The organism is Cupriavidus oxalaticus (assembly GCF_016894385.1).
GTDB classification, from domain to species: domain Bacteria; phylum Pseudomonadota; class Gammaproteobacteria; order Burkholderiales; family Burkholderiaceae; genus Cupriavidus; species Cupriavidus oxalaticus.
In genome coordinates, this window is record NZ_CP069811.1 from 1313451 (window position 1) to 1332223 (window position 18773).

Genomic DNA, 18773 nt, shown 5'->3' on the forward strand with positions numbered 1-18773 from the left:
CCTGCCGCGGATCAGAAGGTGTGACGAATGCCGGTGGAAACGCCGAACATGCCCTTCTGCCCCGCCATCGACGGATAGTTGAACAGGAACGCGGTCTGGGTCGAGTCGAAGTTAAGCCCGGCGTTGCGTGCGTAGGCCGTGGCCAGGTAGACGTCGGTACGCTTCGACAGGCGGTAATCGAGAATCAGCGTCGTCTGCCACGGGTTGGCGGGAGCGATGCTCGCCGCGGTCGGCCCCAGGCGCAGGGATTTGAAGTCGGCGTAGTAGTAGGCCAGCGTCAGTTCGAGTGCCCGGGTAATGTCATAGTTGATGCCAGCCCAGTAATAGTCGTCGCGCGCCAGCGTATTGCCATTGGCGAAGTCGGTCTTGGCCCAGCGATAGCCCAGCATGGCCTTGAACGGGCCCGAGGCATAGCTGACCGCGGTGCCAAGCTTCCGGGCGACGCCTTGCTGGCCCGACGTGACCGCGGGATGCCATTCGTCATACGCCAGCGTCGCGCCGAAGGTGCCGTTCAGGTATGTCACCGCCGCGCCATAGCCGTTGTTGTCGCGGAATGACCCCGGCGTCTCGCCGGCGCCGCCGCCGGCCAGCGGCGTGGCGCCAATCAGCGGCACGCCGACGCCAAACGAGTAGTGCGCCGCCACCGTCACCGGGCCGAACGCGCCCAGGTACTTGATCGTGTTGTCCTCGCGATAGTTGATGCCGAGCTGCCAGGCGACCGGGTCATACGTCGACGCATACCGCGTGGGCGTGAAGTTCGACAGCCCCTCGAAAAGCGAGGTGTACTGGCGGCCGAACATCAGCTTGCCGTAGGTCTTGCTCTGCAGGCCGACATAGGACTGGCGGCCGAACATCCTGCCCGATGTGATGGCACCCGAGTCAGCCGTGAAGCCGCTTTCCAGCACGAAGATGGCGCTGTTGCCGCCCCCCAGGTCCTCCACGCCGCGCAGGCCCCAGCGCGACGGCGACCTGCCGCCCAGCGGCAGCATCGACACGCGCGAACCGCCGGTGCTGGCGAACACCGGCTGCCCGTTTACCACGGTCGGCTGTGCCGAGGCGACCCGGTTCACATACTCGATCGGCACGTCGATCACGCCATACAGCGTCACGCTGCTCGTCTGCGCGGCAGCATTGAACCCGGCAAGCGCTCCCCATACCGCCAGGGCCAATTTTGTTTTGTTCATAGCTCGTCTTCTCCATGTGGATCGTCTGCGCCCCGGTGAAATCGCGGAGGCCACAGTCCCTGGCCCCGGCTCGCCCGGTACGCGGCGCACTTCGCATCGATGCGTGCGCACCCGCAAGGAAACCACTGTATGACGCCGATCCACCTCCCAGACGGGAGGGGGTGTGCCTCCCCGCCCGCCCCCTCATCTCTGGGGGGCAAAGATGATAGGTCCATGCCTGCGCGGGAAACCGGGTATTAACAGGCTGCTGAAATACCTCCAGCGGAAGTCAGCGCGACAGCCGGGTGAAGCGTTGATTTGAGGATCCCATCCAACCTCACATTTATGCGCGGCGCAGACACCTTCTCCGAAAGCCTGTTCACCATGCGGAGGCTGGATGATTTCGTGCCAAAGTCCCACCCGCTGCGCTCGATCCGCACTATGGCCAACCTGGCGCTGGTGAAGATGAACCGGTTGTTCGCGCAGATGTACGAGGCCGACATTAAGGGCGGCCGGCCCAGCATCGCGCCGGAGAAGTTGCTGCGGGCCATGCTGCTGCAGGTGCTCTACAGCATTCGCTCCGAACGCCAGCTCATGGAGCAGACGCAATACAACCTGCTGTTTCGCTGGTTCATCGGGCTGTCGATGGACGATACAGTTTGGGTGCCCACGGTCTTTACCAAGAACCGCGAACGGCTGATCAAGCATGATGCGGTGATCGAGTTCTTCAACGAAGTGCTGGCCATCGCGCAGAAGAAGGACTGGCTGTCGGGCGAGCACTTCAGCGTCGACGGCACGCTGATTCAAGCGTGGGCGGGCCACAAGAGCTTCGTGCGCAAGGATGGCGGCGACGAAGACGACAACGACGGCGCCAACTTCAAGGGTCGCAAGCGCGGCAACGACACGCACGAGTCCAAGACCGATCCCGATGCCAGGCTCTACCGCAAGGGCAAGACCGCCAGTGCACTGCGCTACATGGGTCATACCCTGAGCGACAACCGCCACGGCCTGGTGGTGAGCGCGATGGTCACCAATGCGGACGGACATGCCGAGCGCGAGGCCGCCAAAGTCATGCTAAATGATGCCAGGCAGGTGGCTGAGGACCTGGATGTGGAAGTCACCGTGGGCGCGGATAAGGGCTACGACGCCGAAGAATTCATTCAGGCATGCCTGGAGATGAAGGTGACGCCCCACGTGGCACAGAACACCTCGGGGCGGCGCTCGGCCGTTCCGGACGAGATCGCCAACAGCACCGGTTATGCGATCTCGCAGCAGAAGCGCAAGTTGATCGAACAAGGCTTTGGCTGGGCCAAGACCGTGGGGCGCATGCGCCATGTGATGGTGCGCGGCCTGAAGAAGGTTGACCAGATGTTTGTGCTGAGCATGGCCGCCTACAACCTCGTGCGCATGCGCTCGCTGGGACAAATCCGTCCGCAGTTGCCGTAATCGCGGTAATGAGGCCGGAATCAGGTACCAAATCGCTGATAAAGTCGATGCAGTGACGTTCGGCTTCCGGATTGTGAAAAATCACAAACCAATCAGCCTTGCAGGGGAAGCTTCGCCGCTTGCGCGGCGAGTACTTCAGCAGCCTGTTAAGCGCCGCCCCGACGGCTGCTACCTGGCACGGCGGGCAACGGAGTGCGTTCGCATCGGCGCTTATGAGGCTCACGGCAGGCATGGTGCGCATGGCGCAACATATCAGCACCGGTCGACGGCTGTTGCACACAAGCCGGCGCGTATCGCGCGCGCAGGCGCGATGCGGCCGGCGTGACATCCGCGCCGTGGCCGCATGGGGAGGCCGGCAGACGCCTGAACGTGATCTGGAAGAAAAAAAGCTCCGGCCGGATGGCCGGAGCGACAAGTCCCGCTGGATCCGAGCAGACCGCAGGGGTGGAGACCCGATGCGCCGGACCGGGCAACAAGCCGGGGCGCATCGGCAAAAGCGGTGGAGACTGCGGCGCGTTGCTGTCAGCGGTGGAAGGATTACCGTGTACGGAGGCCCCGCGGCAAGCCGGGCGTATTGCCCGGGCCCCGCGCCGGCATCGCCTCGATGCCCGCCGCCAGGGCATCGCCGAACTCATGCAAGCGGGGATGCCGCCCCGCGCCACTCGGCCGGCGCCAGTTTGACGCGGGCGGCGCCGCGGCAATGCAGCCGCGCAGCCGTCCATCCTCCAGCATGGGACTCACGCTGGCCAGCGCGTCCGCCACGACAATGGCGAGGCGCGCTCCGGACTCGCGCAGGCAACCTGCCACTTCGCCGGCGGTGCTGCCGGGATCCAGCGCAATCACGCCGGCGTCGCAGCGCAGTGCGGCGTACCAGCCGATGGCCAGCGGCGGATACTCCGGCAGTATCAGCAGCACGCGTTCGCCGCGGCGGACTTCCAGGCGCTGCTGCATGTATCCCGCCAGCATGAGGCTTGCCTCCAGCAATTGACCGCAGGTCAGCGGCCCACCGGCCCCGCCGGCGGCCACGACTGCGTCCGGGCTCGCCTCGGCGATAGCCTCCAGGCTGCGGAACGGATCGCCGTCATGCGCCGCCACGGGGAGCGTGACGCCGGCCGGAACGTGATTGCGATGAGGGTTGTTCGTGTGCATGCGAGGGCAGGAAGGCGGTATTGAAAGCAGTATTGCCGTTGGCATGCCGCCAGGCACTCCCCGAACCGGGTGGCGGATCGCGGCGCATATGGCAGGAGGCGGGGCAAGAGGCGAGGCAGACGAATGGAGCCGCGGAATGGAACCGCCGAATGGAGCCGCTTGCAGTTGCCTCGTGCGCATGCTGTTTCACTGCAAGGCAGGCTTAAGGCGTCGTGCGGCGTAGCCGGCGCAAGCGCCCCCCCTCGTCGAGTGGGGATGCCGGACGGCTGCCGGCTTCACACTGCTTCACAGGTTCCGCGCTGCCATCGTGGCTGGCGCGGCCGGCGCATTCCCCCCATTCCGATGCCAGCTTACGTCTCCACCACGCCGCGATCACCGCGGCCCTGCGCAGGGCACCGGCCTGCCCACGCCACCGCGCCGCGAGAGCGCATGATGGACCTCCTGCAGGAAGTCAGGCAGGCCAGCCGCCAGTTGCAGCAGCGGGCACTGGCCAGCTCGGGCCGCCCCGGCGCGCCGTCCTACGCCGAAGCCTTGCGCGCCTTGCTCGGCGAATGCCTGCAGCACGGCGACGCCCGCGTGAGCGTGGTGGGATATGCGTCGGCAGCCGAGCTTGGCGTGGCCGTCGAACCGGATGCCGTGCAATGCCACGACGCCAGCGGCAGCCTCGACCTCCCGTTGCGCGTGCTGTTCTGGGCCGCGCACCGCCGCATGCAGGGCTTGCGGCGCCCCTCCCCTTTCCGTGCCGGCAACGAGTCCTGGCGATACGCTGCCTGAGCCCCCCGATGCGCCCCATGAAGCCGACCCTTCCCGACCGCAAACGCATCCACACGCGCCACGTGACCTGCAACGGCTACGAGCGCGCCGACGGCCTGTTCGACATCGAGGCCGAGATGACGGACATCACGCCAACCGGCACGCACCTGCTGTTCAAGCGCCTGGGCCCGGGCGAAGCCATCCATCACATGCGCATCGTGATGACGGTGAGCCGAGACCTGGTGATCCATGACATCGCGGCAACGCTGTCCGCCGGCCCGACAGGCCAGTGCGCCGACATCGCGTCGGCCTATGCCGGCCTGAAGGGCCTGCAGGTCCGCGCAGGCTTTCGCCGCCAGGCCAGCGCCATCGTCAGTGGCGTGCGCGGCTGCACCCACCTCACCGAACTGCTCGGACCGCTCGCCACCACGGCCCGGCAGACCATTTTCGCGGTCGACCGCCGCGAGCGCGACGGCCGCTGGCATGCCGACGGCACCGCTGCGCTGCCCAAGCCCGCGGCACTGAACACCTGCCACGCCTACCGCGAGGACGGCGAGGTCGTGAGGCTGCTGTGGCCGCCCCATCGCCGCGGCGCGCCGGACATGCAACCAGATCCAGCCCAGGCCAGCGCAGATAGCCGTTAGCGCAGCACACGGCCGGATGGCTACCAGCCCGCCGGCCCCCCAACCCTTTGTCCACACACAGGAAGCAAGCATGAGCATCAAAGGCAAGGCATACATCGTAGGCGCCTACGAGCACCCCACCCGCAAGGCTCCCGACAAGACCGTGGCGCAGCTCCACGCCGAAAGCGCCAAGGGCGCACTGGAAGACGCCGGGCTGACGCTGGCCGACGTCGACGGCTACTTCTGCGCCGGCGATGCCCCCGGCCTCGGCGTGATCAACATGATCGACTACATGGGCCTGAAGGTGCGCCATGTCGACTCGACCGAAACCGGCGGCTCGTCCTACCTCGCGCACGTGTCGCACGCCGCGCAGGCCATCGCCATGGGCAAGTGCAACGTGGCGCTGATCACGCTCGCCGGCCGGCCGCGCTCGGAAGGCTCCAGCGGCACCAAGGCGCGCAACTGGGGCGACAACACCCCCGACCTGCCCTTCGAAAGCCCGTTCGGCCAGGTGACCGTCAACAACTACGCGATGGTCGCCATGCGCCACATGTACGAGTACGGCACCACGCCCGAACAGCTCGCGTGGATCAAGGTGGCGGCATCGCACCACGCGCAGTACAACCCGAACGCCATGCTGCGCGACGTGGTGACGGTGGAGGACGTGCTGAACTCGCCGATGATCTCCGACCCGCTGCGCAAGCTGGATTGCTGCGTGGTGTCGGACGGCGGCGGCGCGCTGATCGTCGCGCGCCCGGAAATCGCCGCGAAGCTGAACCGCCCCAGCGTGAAGGTGCTCGGCGCCGGCGAGTACGTGAAGGGCCAGCTGGGCGGCGAAGTCGACCTCACCTGGTCAGGCGCGCGCTTCTCCGGCGCCGCGGCCTTCGCCGAGGCCGGCGTCACGCCCGCCGACATCCAGTACGCATCGATCTATGACAGCTTCACGATCACGGTACTGCTGCAACTCGAAGACCTGGGCTTCTGCAAGAAGGGCGAAGGCGGCAAGTTCGTCATGGACGGCAACCTGATCTCCGGCGTGGGCAAGCTCCCGTTCAACACCGACGGCGGCGGCCTGTGCAACAACCACCCGGCCAACCGCGGCGGCATCACCAAGGTCATCGAGGCCGTGCGCCAGCTGCGTGGCGAGGCCCATCCGGCGGTGCAGGTGCCCGACTGCCGCCTCGCGCTCGCGCACGGCACCGGCGGCCTGCTGGGCGCCCGCCACGGCAGCGCCACCCTCATCCTGGAACGTGAATAACGCCGACGCCGCGTCGGCCCGCATTCGGACATCGCCATGACGACTCCTCACACCCCCATCCCGTACAACCCGCCCATCGAGCACGCCGACAATGCCGAATTCTGGGCCGCCGCCCGCGAAGGCCGCCTGCTGGTGAAGCATTGCGACAGCTGCGGCAAGCCGCACTGGTATCCCCGCCCGCTGTGCCCGTTCTGCATGGGCACCACACACTGGAAGGCATCCAGCGGGCGCGGCACGATCTACTCGTTCAGTGTGACGCGCCGCGCCGGCCCCACGCCGTACTGCATCGCCTACGTGAAGCTCGACGAAGGCGTGACGCTGATGAGCCATATCGTCGACTGCGATCTCGACGCCGTGCGCATCGGCCAGAAAGTGGTACTGCGCTTCGCGCCATCCGAAGGCGGCGCGCCGGTGCCGACCTTCACGCTGGCCTGATCCCGAAGGCGGCGCCAGCCGCGCCGCCATCCCCTCCGACGGGTGATCCATGACTACTGCAAACTCCCTTTCCTGCCTGCTGAACCCGCGTTCGGTCGCCATCATCGGCGCGTCGAACGACCCTGACCGCATCGGCGGAAAGCCGATCTCCACCATGCTGGCAACCGGCTATGCCGGCCGCATCATGCCGGTCAACCCGAATCGCCGCGAAGTGCAGGGACTCGAAGCCTGGCCTTCCGTTGCCGACCTGCCCGAAGTGCCCGACGTTGCCGTCGTCGCCGTTCCCGCCGAGCAGGTCCGGGGCGTGATCGCCCAGCTCGCGGAGCGCGGCGTGCCGGTTGCCATCCTGTTCAGCGCCGGCTTCGCCGAAGTCGGCGGCGCGGGCGTCGCCATGCAGGACGAACTGGTAGCCACCGCGCGCCGCGGCGGCATGCGCCTGCTCGGGCCGAACTCGCTCGGCTGCGTGAATCTGCACACGGGCTTCGTCGGCAGCTTCACCACGCAGGCCCGGCTTGACGGCGTGTTCCCCGGCAATGTCGCCGTCATCAGCCAGTCGGGCGCCTACGGCAGCCACCTGGTATCGACTTTGGTGGACGCGGGCGTGGGCCTGTCCAGCGTCGTCATGACCGGCAACGAAGCCGATGTGTCGCTGGCCGACGTCGTGCGCCTGATGGTGGACGATCCGAATACCGGCGTGATCGCCCTGTATTCGGAAGGCATCCATGACGGCGACGGCCTGGCGGAGGCGCTCAAGGCCGCCCGCGCGGCGCGCAAGCCGGTGGTGATGATGAAGGTCGGCCGCAGCGAGGTCGGCAGCGCGGCAGCGCAATCGCACACGGCATCGATCGCCGGCAACGATGCCGTGGTGGACGCCGTGCTGGAAGAACTCGGCGTGGTGCGTGCCTACACCACCGAGCAGATGCTCGACATCGTGCGCCTGGCCGTGCGCGGCATCTTCCCGGCGGACAATACGCTGGGCGTGGTGACCCTCAGCGGCGGCGCGGGCGTCATCATCTCCGACGCCGCCGAGGAATACGGCCTGCCCGTGCCGGAAATGCCCGCCGCCGCGCAGGCCCGCATGCTGGAGCGCCTGCCCATCTGCTCGCCACGCAACCCCGTCGATACCACGGGCCAGTTCCTCAATGACCCGACGCTGGTGCAGCCTTTCCTGGAGATGATGCTGGACGAAGGCGGCTACCGCTCGATCGTCGCCTTCTTCAGCTATGTCGCCACGCTGCCCGCCGTGGCGCCGATGCTGCGCGAACAGCTCTCGCGCGCCCGTGAGCGCTTCCCCGACCGGCTCTACGTGCTGGTGACGCGCGGCGCGCGCGAGGCGATCCGCGAGTACGAAGCCGCCGGCTTCACCGTGTTCGAGGACCCGAGCCGCGCCGTCGCCGCCATCGCCGCCATGGGCCGCTTCGGCCGGGCCTTCGCCGCAGCGCCTGCCGCACCGGCGCCGACCGTTCCGGCCGTGACGCTGCCGGCACGGACGCCGACCGAGGCACAGGCCAAGGCGCTGCTGGCCGAGGCGGGCATTGCGAGCGCGCCGGAACGGACCTGCGCGACCGGCGATGCCGCGGTACTTGCCGCACGCGAGATCGGCTTCCCGGTCGTCATGAAGATCCTGTCGCCCGATATCCTGCACAAGTCCGAGATCGGCGGCGTGCTGCTCGACGTGCGCGACGAAGCCGCCGTGCGCGCGGGCTTTGACACCCTGCTCGAACGCGCGCGCCAGGCTGCGCCCGACGCGCGCATCGAAGGCGTGCTGGTGGCCAAGCAACTGTCGGGCGGCGTGGAATGCATCATGGGCATCAACCGCGACCCGGTCTTCGGTCCCATCGCCATGTTCGGTCTCGGCGGCGTGTTCGTCGAAGTGCTCAAGGACGTGGTGTTCCACCGCTGCCCGTTCGGGGAAGACGTGGCCGAGCAGATGATCCGCTCGATCAAGGGCGCACCGCTGCTTCTCGGCGCGCGCGGGCGGCCCGTGGCCGATATTCCCGCGCTGGCCCGCACGCTGTCCCGGCTCTCGGCATTCGCCGCGGCCGCCGGCCCGCGCCTGCAGTCGGTGGACCTGAACCCGGTCTTCGCGATGCCGGCCGGTGAAGGTGCTTATGCGGCCGATGCGGTCATCGAGATCGGCGAGGAAGGCGTGTAATCACCGGATGCCCCTGCGCTGAATGAGCAGACTGTTTGCTCCCCTCTCCCGCTTGCGGGAGAGGGGCCGGGGGTGAGGGCAAGCGCATGGCAAGCACCGTCGCGCCTCGCTTCGTCGACACTCTGGCCCTCAACCCCGCCCCTCTCCCACAAAATGGGAGACAACATTCGCAGTTTCTGAACTTGTCAGGAAACGGCCGGACTATTTCCCTTGTGCCGTCCGGAGAAGCAAAAAGGCCGGCGTCAGGGCGCCGGCGTTTCAGTCTCCGCTTTCGCGGCGAGCAATCATCTCTTCGCTACCCGGTCCCAGTCATACCGCAACGGCTTGCCCTCGGCAAAGCGGCGCAAGGCGTCGGCATGGTACGCCGTCGTGGACGCCACCGCCTGCGCATTGGCCTCCAGCTCCACGAACGCGCCGTAGCTCGTCTCGAAGCTGCTGTTCAACATGCGCTTCATCGCGCCCATCGCCTGCGGGGGCGCCTCGACGAACCGCAGCGCGAACTGCCGGGCCTGCTCCGCCAGCGTCTCGTGCGGGTAGATCGCATGAACGATGCCGAGCTGCTTCGCCTCCTCGGCACCGACCTTCCGGGCTGTCAGCATCAACTCCTTGGCCATCGACATGCCGACCATGCGCGGCAGGAAGTAGGCCGAGGCCATGTCCGGCACCAGTCCCACCTTGGCAAACGACATGCCGAAGAACGCGCGCGGCGACGCCAGCACGAAGTCGGCCACCAGCGCCAGTCCCATGCCGGCGCCGAGCGCCGGGCCGTCGACCGCGGCGATGACCGGCATTTCCAGGTTGCGCAGCCGCGCGACCCGGTCATGCAGCGCGAGCAGGCGCCGCCGCATCGCGTCGGGCGAGTTCTGCGGCGCATCGGGATGTTCGACGCGGCTCTTCAGGTCGCCGAGGTCGCCCCCCGAGCAGAACGAGCCGCCCGAGCCGGTGATGATGAGCGCGCGGATTTTAGGGTCGCGCTCCACGCGGTCCAGCATGTCGGTGTAGTCCTGGCGCAGCGTCAGCGACATCGGATTGCGGCGTTCCGGCCGGTCATGGATGAGCGCCGCGATGCCGTCCCCGATTTCGAGCCGTGCTTCGCGCAGCGGGATCGTCTCTCTTTGCATGATATTGCTCCTCGGTGAATCGTCAGTCGTCGAACCGCGCCAGCGTCTCGCACAGGGCGGCGCGGCACTCGGCCATCATGCGCGAGACCAGTTCCTGGCAGCCCGGGATATCGTCGATCATCGCGATCGCCTGGCTGGCGCCGATCAGGCCGGACGGGACGTCTCCGGTCTCCAGCACCTTGCGCCCGCGCTCGCCGGCCAGCAGCGGCGCGAGGTCGTCGTAGGTGGCCCCGCCGGGGCGCAGTTCCATCGCCAGGACTTCCTCCGCCGCCTCGTTCCTGAAGTAGCGGGCCGAGCGCTTCAGCGTGCGCTTGAGGAGGATCGTGGAGTGCTCATTGCCCTTGAGCAGCGCCTGCTTGACGTTGTCGTGCGACTCGCATTCCTGGGTCAGCGCGAAGCGCGTGCCGATGTTCACGCCATCGGCACCCAGCGCAAGGGCGGCGGCGATGGCCCGTCCGCCCCAGATGCCGCCCGAGGCGATCACCGGGATCTTCACGGCCTGCACGGTGGCGGGAATCATGACCATGCTGCCGACGTCGCCCTCGCCCATATGGCCCGCCGCCTCGAAGCTGTCGATGGAGATCACGTCCACGCCCATGCGCTCGGCCGACAGCGCGTGGCGCACCGCCGTGCACTTGTGGATCACCGTCAGGCCCGCCTCCTTGAACGCCGTGATCACCGGCTTCGGGTTGTTGCCGGCGGTCTCGACGATCTGCACGCCGCTGGCGACGATGGCGTCCACCCAGTCGTCGTAGGTCACGTCGGTGTTGGTCAGCGACAGCGTCAGGTTGACGCCGAACGGCTTGTCGGTCAGTTCGCGCGTGCGGTCGATCTCGCGGCGCAGCGCGTCGGGCGTGCGCTGGGTGCGCGCCGTGATCATGCCAAGCGCCCCGGCATTGGATACCGCTGCCGCCAGCTTGGCGCGGCCGATCCATTGCATGCCGCCTTCGACGATCGGATAGCGGGTGCCCAGCAGCTCGGTGATACGTGTCTTCATGTTCGCTCTCGCAAGGTTCGATACACGCCTGAAGATACGCGCCGATCGCGCCGGCCCCGCCCCCCCGACGGGGGTTGCGCATATCGCATCAAGCAGCGCATATGACGGCCTGCGGAAATCACTGACTCCGGACCGCCGCGCGGGCGGGGGGGGCGGCAAAGCGCAGCCTGCGCCAGGGCGCGCCGCCCATGCCGCGCCAGTGCCGGGCCTGCGCGATCAGGCGCGCTTATCCGCCATGCCGCGCTTATCCACGCCCCTCCAAAAAACCGTTTGCCGGCCTCTCCCGCGCGCCGCCAACATGGCGCCAGACCCTTTTTCATTTGCGGAGGCCGCATGGCTGACACCACCCTTGACATCGATGGCCTGGACGACACCCAGCGCCTGCTGCGCGATAACATCCGCCGCTACCTGAAGGACAAGATCACCCCGATCATCGACGAGGCGGAGAAGAACCGGCGCTTCCCCCACGAGGTGCTGCCCGGCCTGGCCGATTTCGGCTACTTCGGCGGCTACATGCCGGAATCCGAAGGCGGGCTGGGGCTGGACTACCTGACCTGGGCGGTGATGATGGAGGAAGCCGGCTACTGCTGGCAGTCGATGCGCGCCATCATCAATTCGATGAACATCGTCGCGGGCATCATCCAGGCCTACGGCACCGAGGCCCAGAAGGAGCGCTTCCTGTGGCCGCTGCTGCGCAACGAGCGCAAGAGCTATGTGTCGATCTCCGAGCCCGATGTCGGCTCGAACGTGGCCGAGATCAAGACCCGCGCCGACAAGCGCGGCGACACCTACGTGCTCAACGGCAGCAAGCTGTGGATCACCAACGGCATGTTCGCCGACTTCGGCATCGTGGTGGCGCGCACCTACAGCGATACCTGCAACGGCGATCTGTCGATGTTCCTGGTCGAGCGCGACGCCACGCCCTACACCGCCACGCCGGTCGAGATGATGTTCGCGCGCACCACCGGCACCGCCGCCTTCACCTTCGAAAATGCCGAGATTCCGGCAGCGAACCTGCTGGGCAAGGAAGGCCAGGGCCTGCGCCAGACGCTGATCGGCCTGAACTTCGGCCGCCTCAACGTGGCGATGGGCGCGGTCGGGGCGGCGCAATATGCGCTGGACCTGGCGACGGACTATGCCACCCAGCGCAAGCAGTTCGGGCGCCCCATCGGCTCGTTCCAGCTCGTGCAGAAGCATATCGTCGACATGACCACGCGCGTGCAGGCGGCACGGGCGCTCGGCTACCGCGCGGCACGGGCCCTGCAGAGCGGCAATGCGCGCAGCGAATGCTCGATCGCCAAGCTGTATGCGACCGATAACGCCTACGAAGTGTCCCACCTCGCGCTGCAGGTGCATGGCGCGATGGGCTGCGCCGTCGGCTACCCGGTCGAACGCCTGTTCCGCGACGCGCGCGGCGGGCTGATTCCCGAAGGCACGACCGAGATCCAGACACTGATCATCGGGCGCGAGATCCTCGGCCTCAACGCCATCAACTGATTGCCGCCCGGCCTTCAGGTCAGGAACCACAAAAGGAGACAACGATGAAGTGGAAAGCGATCGCCGGCGTGGCCATGCTGGTCTGCGGCATGGCCGCGCGGGCCGACACCTATCCCAGCCGGCCGATTACATTCGTGGTGCCCAACGCCGCCGGCGGCGCGATGGACTCCATCGCCCGCGCCATGGCGGAGACGATGAGCAAGCGGCTGGGCCAGCCGATCGTCATCGACAACCGCCCCGGCGCCGGCGGCATGCTCGGCGCCCAGTACGTGGCACGCGCCGCGCCGGACGGGTATACGCTGCTGGTCACCACCTCCGGTCCGATCCTCATGGCGCCGTTCCTGTATGCGAAGGTGCCGTACGACGTCAGGCGCGACTTCAGCTTCGTCTCGCAGATTTGCGACGGCCAGCTCGTGATGGCGGTCAATACGCAAAAGGTGCCGGTGAAATCGGTCACGGAGTTCGTGGGCTGGGCTCAGCAGCGCAAGGGCAGCGTGACCTATGGCTCGTACGGCGTCGGCTCGTCGGCGCACCTGATGGCGTCGTACTTCAGTGAGTCCAACAAGCTGGAGATGACCCACGCCGCCTACAAGGGCGAGGCGCCGATGATGCAGGACCTGATCGGCGGCCAGATCGACTGGGGCATCGGCACCACCGGCACGCTGGCCCCGCACCTGAAAAGCGGCCGTCTGCGCGCGCTGGCGGTCATGGGCAGCCAGAAGCTGGCCGAGCTGCCGGACGTGCCGACCATGGCCGAGGCCGGCTTCCCCGGCGCCGAGTACAGGACCATCGGCTGGGGCGGCATCCTGGCGCCCGCCAACGTGCCGGCGCCGGTGCTGGCAAAGCTGGAGCAGGAAGCGCGTGCCGCGGCGCAGACCACGGCGATGAAGGCCCGCTTCCAGGTGTTCGGCATGCAGCCGCTCGGCACCACCGGGGCGGAATTCAGGCGCGATGTGGAAGCCACGGCCCCCGTGGTGGAACGCCTGATCCGCCTGTCGGGAGCGCGCGTGGAGTAAGCCGCGCTAACAAAATGAGCGATGGTTTGCTCCCCTCTCCCACTTGCGTGGGAGAGGGGAGCAACCAGCCGGTCATTTTGTTAGGCCCTCTAAGCCGCGCTTGCTTGCCGCCACAGGTGGTGCACCAGCCCTGGCTGCAAGGTGTCCTGCAGCCAGCCATCATCGCTACTCGGGCTGCACCCCCGCCGCGGCGATCAGAGTTTTCCAGACCTGCTGGTCGGCCAGCACCGCCTTGCCCAGTTCCGGGCCCGACCCGGGATTCGCCAGGCTGCCCCGGCTGGCGTAGTGCGCCGCCGCCGCCGGCGAATTGACGAACTCCAGCGCCAGCCGGCCGAGCCGCTCCACGATGGGCGCCGGCGTGCCCGCGGGCGCGAACAGTCCGCTCCAGTTGATGCGCGACACTGACTCCACCAGCGTGCCGTTGCGCATGCCGGCTTCCGCCAGCGTCGGCACGTCGGGCAACTGCGGCAGCCGCTTCGGACTCAGCATGGCGAGCGCGCGCAGCTTGTTCGAGCGGATCAGCGCCAGCACCGCCCCGAACTCCACCATGGTGAAATCGACACTGCCGCCCATCAGGTCAGTCAGCAGGCTGGCGGTCGCCTTGTATGGCACGTCGGTCGTCCGGATCCCCGCTGCCTGCGTGAACGCGGCGGCCATCAGCCGGTAGCCGGTGCTGCTGCTGGCGCCGTTGAGCTTGCCCGGATTGGCGCGCGCGGCGTTGACCAGGTCGGCCACCGTCCTGAACGGCGATGCGGCCGGCACGACCAGCGCGATCGGCAGCGTCGACAGCCGGGCCACCGGCACGAAGTCCTTTTCCGGGTGGTACGGAAGCTGGCGGAACAGGAACGGGTTCGCCGACATCGAGCTCGATGCGGTCAGCAGCAGCGTATAGCCGTCCGGCGCAGCCTTGGCCACGTAGTCGCTGGCGATGATCATGTTGGCCCCGGGCCGGTTCTCCACGACCACGCCCTGGCCCAGCTTCTCGCCCAGGAACTTGGCCAGCAGCCGCGTGTAGTCGTCGATGCCCGATCCCGGGCTCGCGACCGACACGATCCTGACCGGGCGGTCGGGGTAGCCGCGCGCCTGCGCCCGCACAGCCGGTGCCAGCGTCTGGATGACGCTGCCGGCGGCCAGGGCCAGGATGTGGCGGCGGCGTGTCGAATGGGGTCTGGTCATGCCTGTCTCCTCCTTGTAGTGAATGTAGTGAATTCTCTGCATTGGGGGGGCGTTCCGCTTGCCGGGGGTGCCGGAATGGCAAAAGACGGGCGGCCTGCCAGCAGACCTGCCCGTCGTCACCTCGCGGCGCGCTACGCGTTAGGATGTTGCGTAAATTACGGGAAGCGCCGCAGGATCGATTCCGCGATGCACACGGGCTTGCTGCCGCCCTGCCGCTCCACGGTCATCTCGACCTTGAACTGGGCGCCGCCGTTGTCCAGCGGCTCATACGACACCAGCCTGAACTGCGCACGCAGCAGGCTGTCGACCGGAACCGGAGCGGGAAACCGCACCTTGTCGAGGCCGTAGTTGACTCCCGTGCTGCTGTTCCGGATCCGGTATGCGGAGTGCGTGAAGGCCGGCAGCAGGCTCAGCGTCAGGAAACCGTGGGCGATCGGCGCGCCGAACGGGCCGTTCTTGGCGCGCTCGACGTCGACGTGAATCCACTGGTGGTCGCCCGTGGCGTCGGCGAACATATTGATGCGGGCCTGATCCAGCGCCAGCCATTCGCTCGTGCCGATGACCTCTCCCACCAGCGGCTGGAGATCGGCGATGTTCTCGTAGGTCTTCATGCTTGCTCTTCCTTTTCAGTCAGGGATGCCTGCCATGCCTCGGCGTTGCGCGCGTCGTGCATGTCGGCATTGCCGAACAGCGCGTCCGCCACGACGGCGCGCTTGAAGTAGTGGCCGACGGGATACTCCTCGGTCATGCCGATGCCGCCGTGCAGCTGGATGGCCTGTCCGCACACATAGCGCGCGGCGCGCACCACCAGGCTCTTTGCCTGCGACACGGTGCGGTCCAGGTCGGGACTGTCGTTGTCGATGGCCGCCAGCAGCACATAAAGCATCGAGCGCGCGACTTCCATCTCGGCGGCCATGTCGGACATCCGGTGCTGCAGCGACTGGAAGCTGCCGATCGCCACGCCGAATTGCTTGCGCACCTTCAGGTAGTCCGCCGTGATCTCGATGGCCTTTTCCATGGCGCCCACCAGCTCGGCGCACAGCGCGGCGATGCCATGCGCCAGGCCCTGGCGCAGCGCGGCCTCGCCATTGCCGGCCTCGCCGAGCAGCGCGTCGGCCGGCACGAAGACGCCGTCGAAGGTCACTTCGGCGGCCCAGCTGCCGTCATGCAGGGGCAGCGAACGCCGCTTCACGCCTTCCTGTCCGGCCTCCACCACGAACAGGCTGGTGCCCGCACCGGCCACGTCGGCCGAGACCACGAAGGCGTCGGCGTCGCGGCCGCCTAGCACCAGCGTCTTGGTGCCGTGCAGCGTATAGCCGCCCGGCGCGGGCGTGGCGCGCGTCAGGACCGGGCCGATGAAGCCGCGCGACTGGCTTTCGCTGTAGGCCAGCGCCAGCCGGCGCGAGCCGTCCGCCACGGCGGGCAGCAGCGCTTCGCGTTGCTGCGCAGATCCGCCTGCCAGCACCGTCTGCGGCGCCAGCACGGCGCTGCCGAGCCACGGCTCGATCACCAGGCCGCGGCCGAACTCGGCGCTGATCAGCGCCATGTCGATGACATTGCCGCCCAGTCCGCCCGCCGCTTCCGGCAGCGCCGCGGCCAGCCAGCCGTTATCGGCGAAGGTCTGCCAATGGCCGGCATGGCACGGCTCGCCGCTGCGCAGGCGTGCCGTGCGCGCCGCGAGGTCGTATTCCTTGTCGACAAAGCGCCGCACGCTGTCGCGCAGCAGGCCTTGCTCATCATTCAGGTTGAATTTCATGCTCGGTGACTGCCTTCAGAAATTGAACAGCGACTTGGCGATGATGGTCCGCTGGACTTCGCTGGTGCCGCCATAGATGGTCGAGGCACGCCGGAAGAACATCTCGCTGGCGATGCCCCGGCCCAGGTCCTGCATGGGCAGCGCGGCTCTGGCGTCGCCATGGCCATCCTCGTCGTCCAGCGTCGGGTATGCCACGGCGCCGTAGTCGCCCAGCGCTTCCACCAGGAAGGTGCTCATGGCCTGCTGCAGCTCCGTGCCGCGGATCTTCAGCATGGAGCCCATCGCGTGGGCGGCCGGGCTGTGGTCTTCCTCCATCGACGCCACGCGCTGCACCAGCATGGCGATGGCATTCAGCTCCGCCTCGTAGCGCGCCAGCCGCAGCGCGAACTCGTGCCGCTGCGCCAGCGTGCGGCCGCTGACATCCTTGCGCGCGGCGAGACTGCGCACCTGCGCCAGATAGCGGCGCAGCATCGGCAGGTCGGCCGCCGTCGCGTGTTCGTTGTTGAGCAGGAACTTGGTGATGCTCCACCCTGCCCCTTCCTCGCCCACGCGGTTGGCCACGGGCACCCTGACGTCTTCGAAGAAGGTCTCGTTCAGGTGGTGGCAGCCGTCGATGCTGCGGATCGGCCGCACCGTGATGCCGGGCGACTTCATGTCCACCAGCAGGAAGGTGATGCCGGCCTGCTTCTTCGCCTCGGGATCGGTGCGCACCAGCAGGAAGATCCAGTCGGCGCGGTGAGCACAGGTGGTCCAGATCTTCTGGCCGTTGACCACGTAGTGGTCGCCTTCCCCCTCCACATCAAGAACGGCGCGCGTGCGCAGCGAGGCGAGGTCGGAGCCGGAACCCGGCTCCGAGAAGCCCTGGCACCACTGGCGCTCGCCGCTCAGCATGTGCGGGATATGCTCGGCCCGCTGCGCCGGCGTGCCGAAGGCGTTCAGCACCGGTCCCAGCAGGCGCTGGGCTGCGGTATCCGACGACGGGGCGCCGGCGGCCACACATTCCTCGTCGAAGATCAGCCGCTGCAGCACCGACCAGCCGGTGCCGCCATGCTCTTTCGGCCAGGACGGCGCGCCCCAGCCACGCTGGTTCAGGATGCCCTGCCAGCGCGTCAGGTCCGCGCGCGCCGAGCGGGTGCCGCTGCGCGGCCTGCCGGCCAGGTCGGCGGGCAGGCTCTCGCGCAGGAAAGCGCGCACTTCCTGGCGGAACGCCTCCAGGCCGAGATCGGGCTCGAAATCCATTGCATTGCTCCTTTGAAGCCGTTGCCAGCCGTGGTCAGACCGGGTCCCAGGTGAAGATGTCGCGCGACAGCTCGAACGGGACGAACTGGCTCTTGAGCATCGGAATGGCTCGATCCAGGCAGGACTGCACCGTCCAGCCATCGCTGTTGTGGGCGGCGCGGATCGGGCGCGGTTGCGAGAACAGGAAGATCTCGTTGTTGCGCACGCCGAAGACCTGGGCGTTGACGTGCTTTGCTTCGTCGGTCAGCAGGGCCAGCGTGAACGGCGCGATCTTGCCGGCCTCGAGGCGCATGTTGACCTTGCGGCGTTCCAGCGCTTCCGGCGTGTTGGCCGGCACGCTGTCCACCATGCGCGTGAAGGCGAACGGCGCGATGCAGTTGGAACGCACGTTGAACTTCTGCATGTCGATGGCGATGGACTTCGACAGCGCGACGATCCCCAGCTTGGCCGCCGCATAGTTGGCCTGGCCGAAGTTGCCGATCAGGCCGGTGGTCGAGGTCATGTGGACGAAGGCGCCGCTCTCCTGCGCCTTGAAATGCGGCGCCACCGCGCGGGAGACGTTCCAGCTGCCCTTCAGGTGTACCGCGATCACGGCGTCGAACTCTTCTTCGCTCATCTTGTGGAAGAGGACGTCGCGCAGGTTGCCGGCGTTGTTGACCACGCCATCGATGCGGCCGTACAGGTCCATGGCCTGCTGGGCGATCTTCTGCGCGGCGTTCCAGTCGGCCACGCTGTCGGTGCTGACCGCGGCCTCGCCGCCGGCCGCGCGGATTTCCGCGACGACCTGTTCGCCGGGGCTGGCGCTGCCGCCCGAGCCGTCGATATTGACGCCGATGTCGTTGACGATCACGCGCGCACCCTGGCGGGCCGCCTCCAGCGCGATGCCCTTGCCCACGCCGGCGCCAGCGCCGGTCACGATGATGACTTTCCCTTCAAGCAGGCTCATGTCTTGGACACTCCAGTAAATCGGGTTGAACGAAAGGTGTGTG

Annotated in this window: 17 protein-coding genes; 8 read left to right on the top strand and 9 right to left on the bottom strand. The window is 67.6% G+C overall.

Annotation, left to right across the window (positions count from 1 at the left end):
• Nucleotides 1-11 precede the first annotated feature (11 nt).
• Nucleotides 12-1184, bottom strand: coding sequence for a porin (locus JTE92_RS05810; RefSeq protein WP_063241432.1), 1173 nt, complete (start codon nucleotides 1182-1184; stop codon nucleotides 12-14).
• A gap of 324 nt (nucleotides 1185-1508) precedes the next feature.
• On the opposite strand from JTE92_RS05810, the gene JTE92_RS05815 reads away from it, so the two are divergent.
• On the top strand, nucleotides 1509-2609 hold the full coding sequence (locus JTE92_RS05815) for an IS5 family transposase (RefSeq protein WP_063242167.1): 1101 nt from the start codon (nucleotides 1509-1511) through the stop codon (nucleotides 2607-2609).
• 537 nt (nucleotides 2610-3146) lie between these two features.
• Here JTE92_RS05815 and JTE92_RS05820 read toward each other — a convergent pair.
• Nucleotides 3147-3758: an AMP-binding protein gene (locus JTE92_RS05820; protein WP_063239375.1), complete on the bottom strand. Its 612-nt coding sequence runs from the start codon at nucleotides 3756-3758 to the stop codon at nucleotides 3147-3149.
• 429 nt (nucleotides 3759-4187) lie between these two features.
• Between JTE92_RS05820 and JTE92_RS05825 the strand changes: the two genes are divergently transcribed.
• The 5 genes from JTE92_RS05825 (at nucleotide 4188) to JTE92_RS05845 (ending at nucleotide 8982) form a co-directional block, all read left to right on the top strand.
• Nucleotides 4188-4532, top strand: coding sequence for a hypothetical protein (locus JTE92_RS05825; protein WP_063239374.1), 345 nt, complete (start codon nucleotides 4188-4190; stop codon nucleotides 4530-4532).
• Between the two features lie 17 nt (nucleotides 4533-4549).
• The gene (locus tag JTE92_RS05830) at nucleotides 4550-5155 is read left to right on the top strand and encodes a DUF2889 domain-containing protein (RefSeq protein WP_063239373.1); all 606 of its coding nucleotides are present in this window, start codon (nucleotides 4550-4552) and stop codon (nucleotides 5153-5155) included.
• Nucleotides 5156-5225: 70 nt separating this feature from the next.
• Complete coding sequence (locus JTE92_RS05835) at nucleotides 5226-6392, top strand: thiolase family protein (protein WP_063239372.1); 1167 nt, start codon at nucleotides 5226-5228, stop codon at nucleotides 6390-6392.
• Nucleotides 6393-6428: 36 nt separating this feature from the next.
• Nucleotides 6429-6827 (top strand): Zn-ribbon domain-containing OB-fold protein, encoded by a 399-nt coding sequence (locus tag JTE92_RS05840; protein WP_063239371.1) that lies wholly within the window; start codon nucleotides 6429-6431, stop codon nucleotides 6825-6827.
• Nucleotides 6828-6876: 49 nt separating this feature from the next.
• Nucleotides 6877-8982, top strand: coding sequence for an acetate--CoA ligase family protein (locus tag JTE92_RS05845; RefSeq protein ID WP_063239370.1), 2106 nt, complete (start codon nucleotides 6877-6879; stop codon nucleotides 8980-8982).
• A 284-nt stretch (nucleotides 8983-9266) separates the two neighbouring features.
• Here the strand turns inward: JTE92_RS05845 and JTE92_RS05850 are convergent, their stop codons facing one another.
• Together JTE92_RS05850 and JTE92_RS05855 are read right to left on the bottom strand one after the other, a co-directional pair.
• On the bottom strand, nucleotides 9267-10103 hold the full coding sequence (locus JTE92_RS05850; RefSeq protein WP_063239369.1) for an enoyl-CoA hydratase/isomerase family protein: 837 nt from the start codon (nucleotides 10101-10103) through the stop codon (nucleotides 9267-9269).
• Nucleotides 10104-10125: 22 nt separating this feature from the next.
• Nucleotides 10126-11100, bottom strand: coding sequence for an NAD(P)H-dependent flavin oxidoreductase (locus JTE92_RS05855; protein ID WP_063239368.1), 975 nt, complete (start codon nucleotides 11098-11100; stop codon nucleotides 10126-10128).
• Nucleotides 11101-11433: 333 nt separating this feature from the next.
• On the opposite strand from JTE92_RS05855, the gene JTE92_RS05860 reads away from it, so the two are divergent.
• Together JTE92_RS05860 and JTE92_RS05865 are read left to right on the top strand one after the other, a co-directional pair.
• On the top strand, nucleotides 11434-12597 hold the full coding sequence (locus JTE92_RS05860) for an acyl-CoA dehydrogenase family protein (RefSeq protein WP_063239367.1): 1164 nt from the start codon (nucleotides 11434-11436) through the stop codon (nucleotides 12595-12597).
• Between the two features lie 44 nt (nucleotides 12598-12641).
• On the top strand, nucleotides 12642-13613 hold the full coding sequence (locus JTE92_RS05865; RefSeq protein ID WP_063239366.1) for a Bug family tripartite tricarboxylate transporter substrate binding protein: 972 nt from the start codon (nucleotides 12642-12644) through the stop codon (nucleotides 13611-13613).
• Between the two features lie 165 nt (nucleotides 13614-13778).
• Here the strand turns inward: JTE92_RS05865 and JTE92_RS05870 are convergent, their stop codons facing one another.
• The 5 genes from JTE92_RS05870 to JTE92_RS05890 form a co-directional block, all read right to left on the bottom strand.
• Nucleotides 13779-14789, bottom strand: a complete 1011-nt coding sequence (locus JTE92_RS05870; protein WP_063239365.1) for a Bug family tripartite tricarboxylate transporter substrate binding protein — start codon at nucleotides 14787-14789, stop codon at nucleotides 13779-13781.
• A gap of 155 nt (nucleotides 14790-14944) precedes the next feature.
• Nucleotides 14945-15400: a MaoC family dehydratase gene (locus tag JTE92_RS05875; RefSeq protein WP_063239364.1), complete on the bottom strand. Its 456-nt coding sequence runs from the start codon at nucleotides 15398-15400 to the stop codon at nucleotides 14945-14947.
• On the bottom strand, nucleotides 15397-16545 hold the full coding sequence (locus JTE92_RS05880; protein ID WP_063239363.1) for an acyl-CoA dehydrogenase family protein: 1149 nt from the start codon (nucleotides 16543-16545) through the stop codon (nucleotides 15397-15399). Before JTE92_RS05880 ends, JTE92_RS05875 begins: the two co-directional genes overlap by 4 nt.
• 15 nt (nucleotides 16546-16560) lie before the next feature.
• Nucleotides 16561-17784: an acyl-CoA dehydrogenase gene (locus JTE92_RS05885; RefSeq protein ID WP_063239362.1), complete on the bottom strand. Its 1224-nt coding sequence runs from the start codon at nucleotides 17782-17784 to the stop codon at nucleotides 16561-16563.
• Between the two features lie 34 nt (nucleotides 17785-17818).
• The gene (locus JTE92_RS05890) at nucleotides 17819-18730 is read right to left on the bottom strand and encodes an SDR family NAD(P)-dependent oxidoreductase (protein ID WP_063239361.1); all 912 of its coding nucleotides are present in this window, start codon (nucleotides 18728-18730) and stop codon (nucleotides 17819-17821) included.
• Nucleotides 18731-18773: the final 43 nt, after the last annotated feature.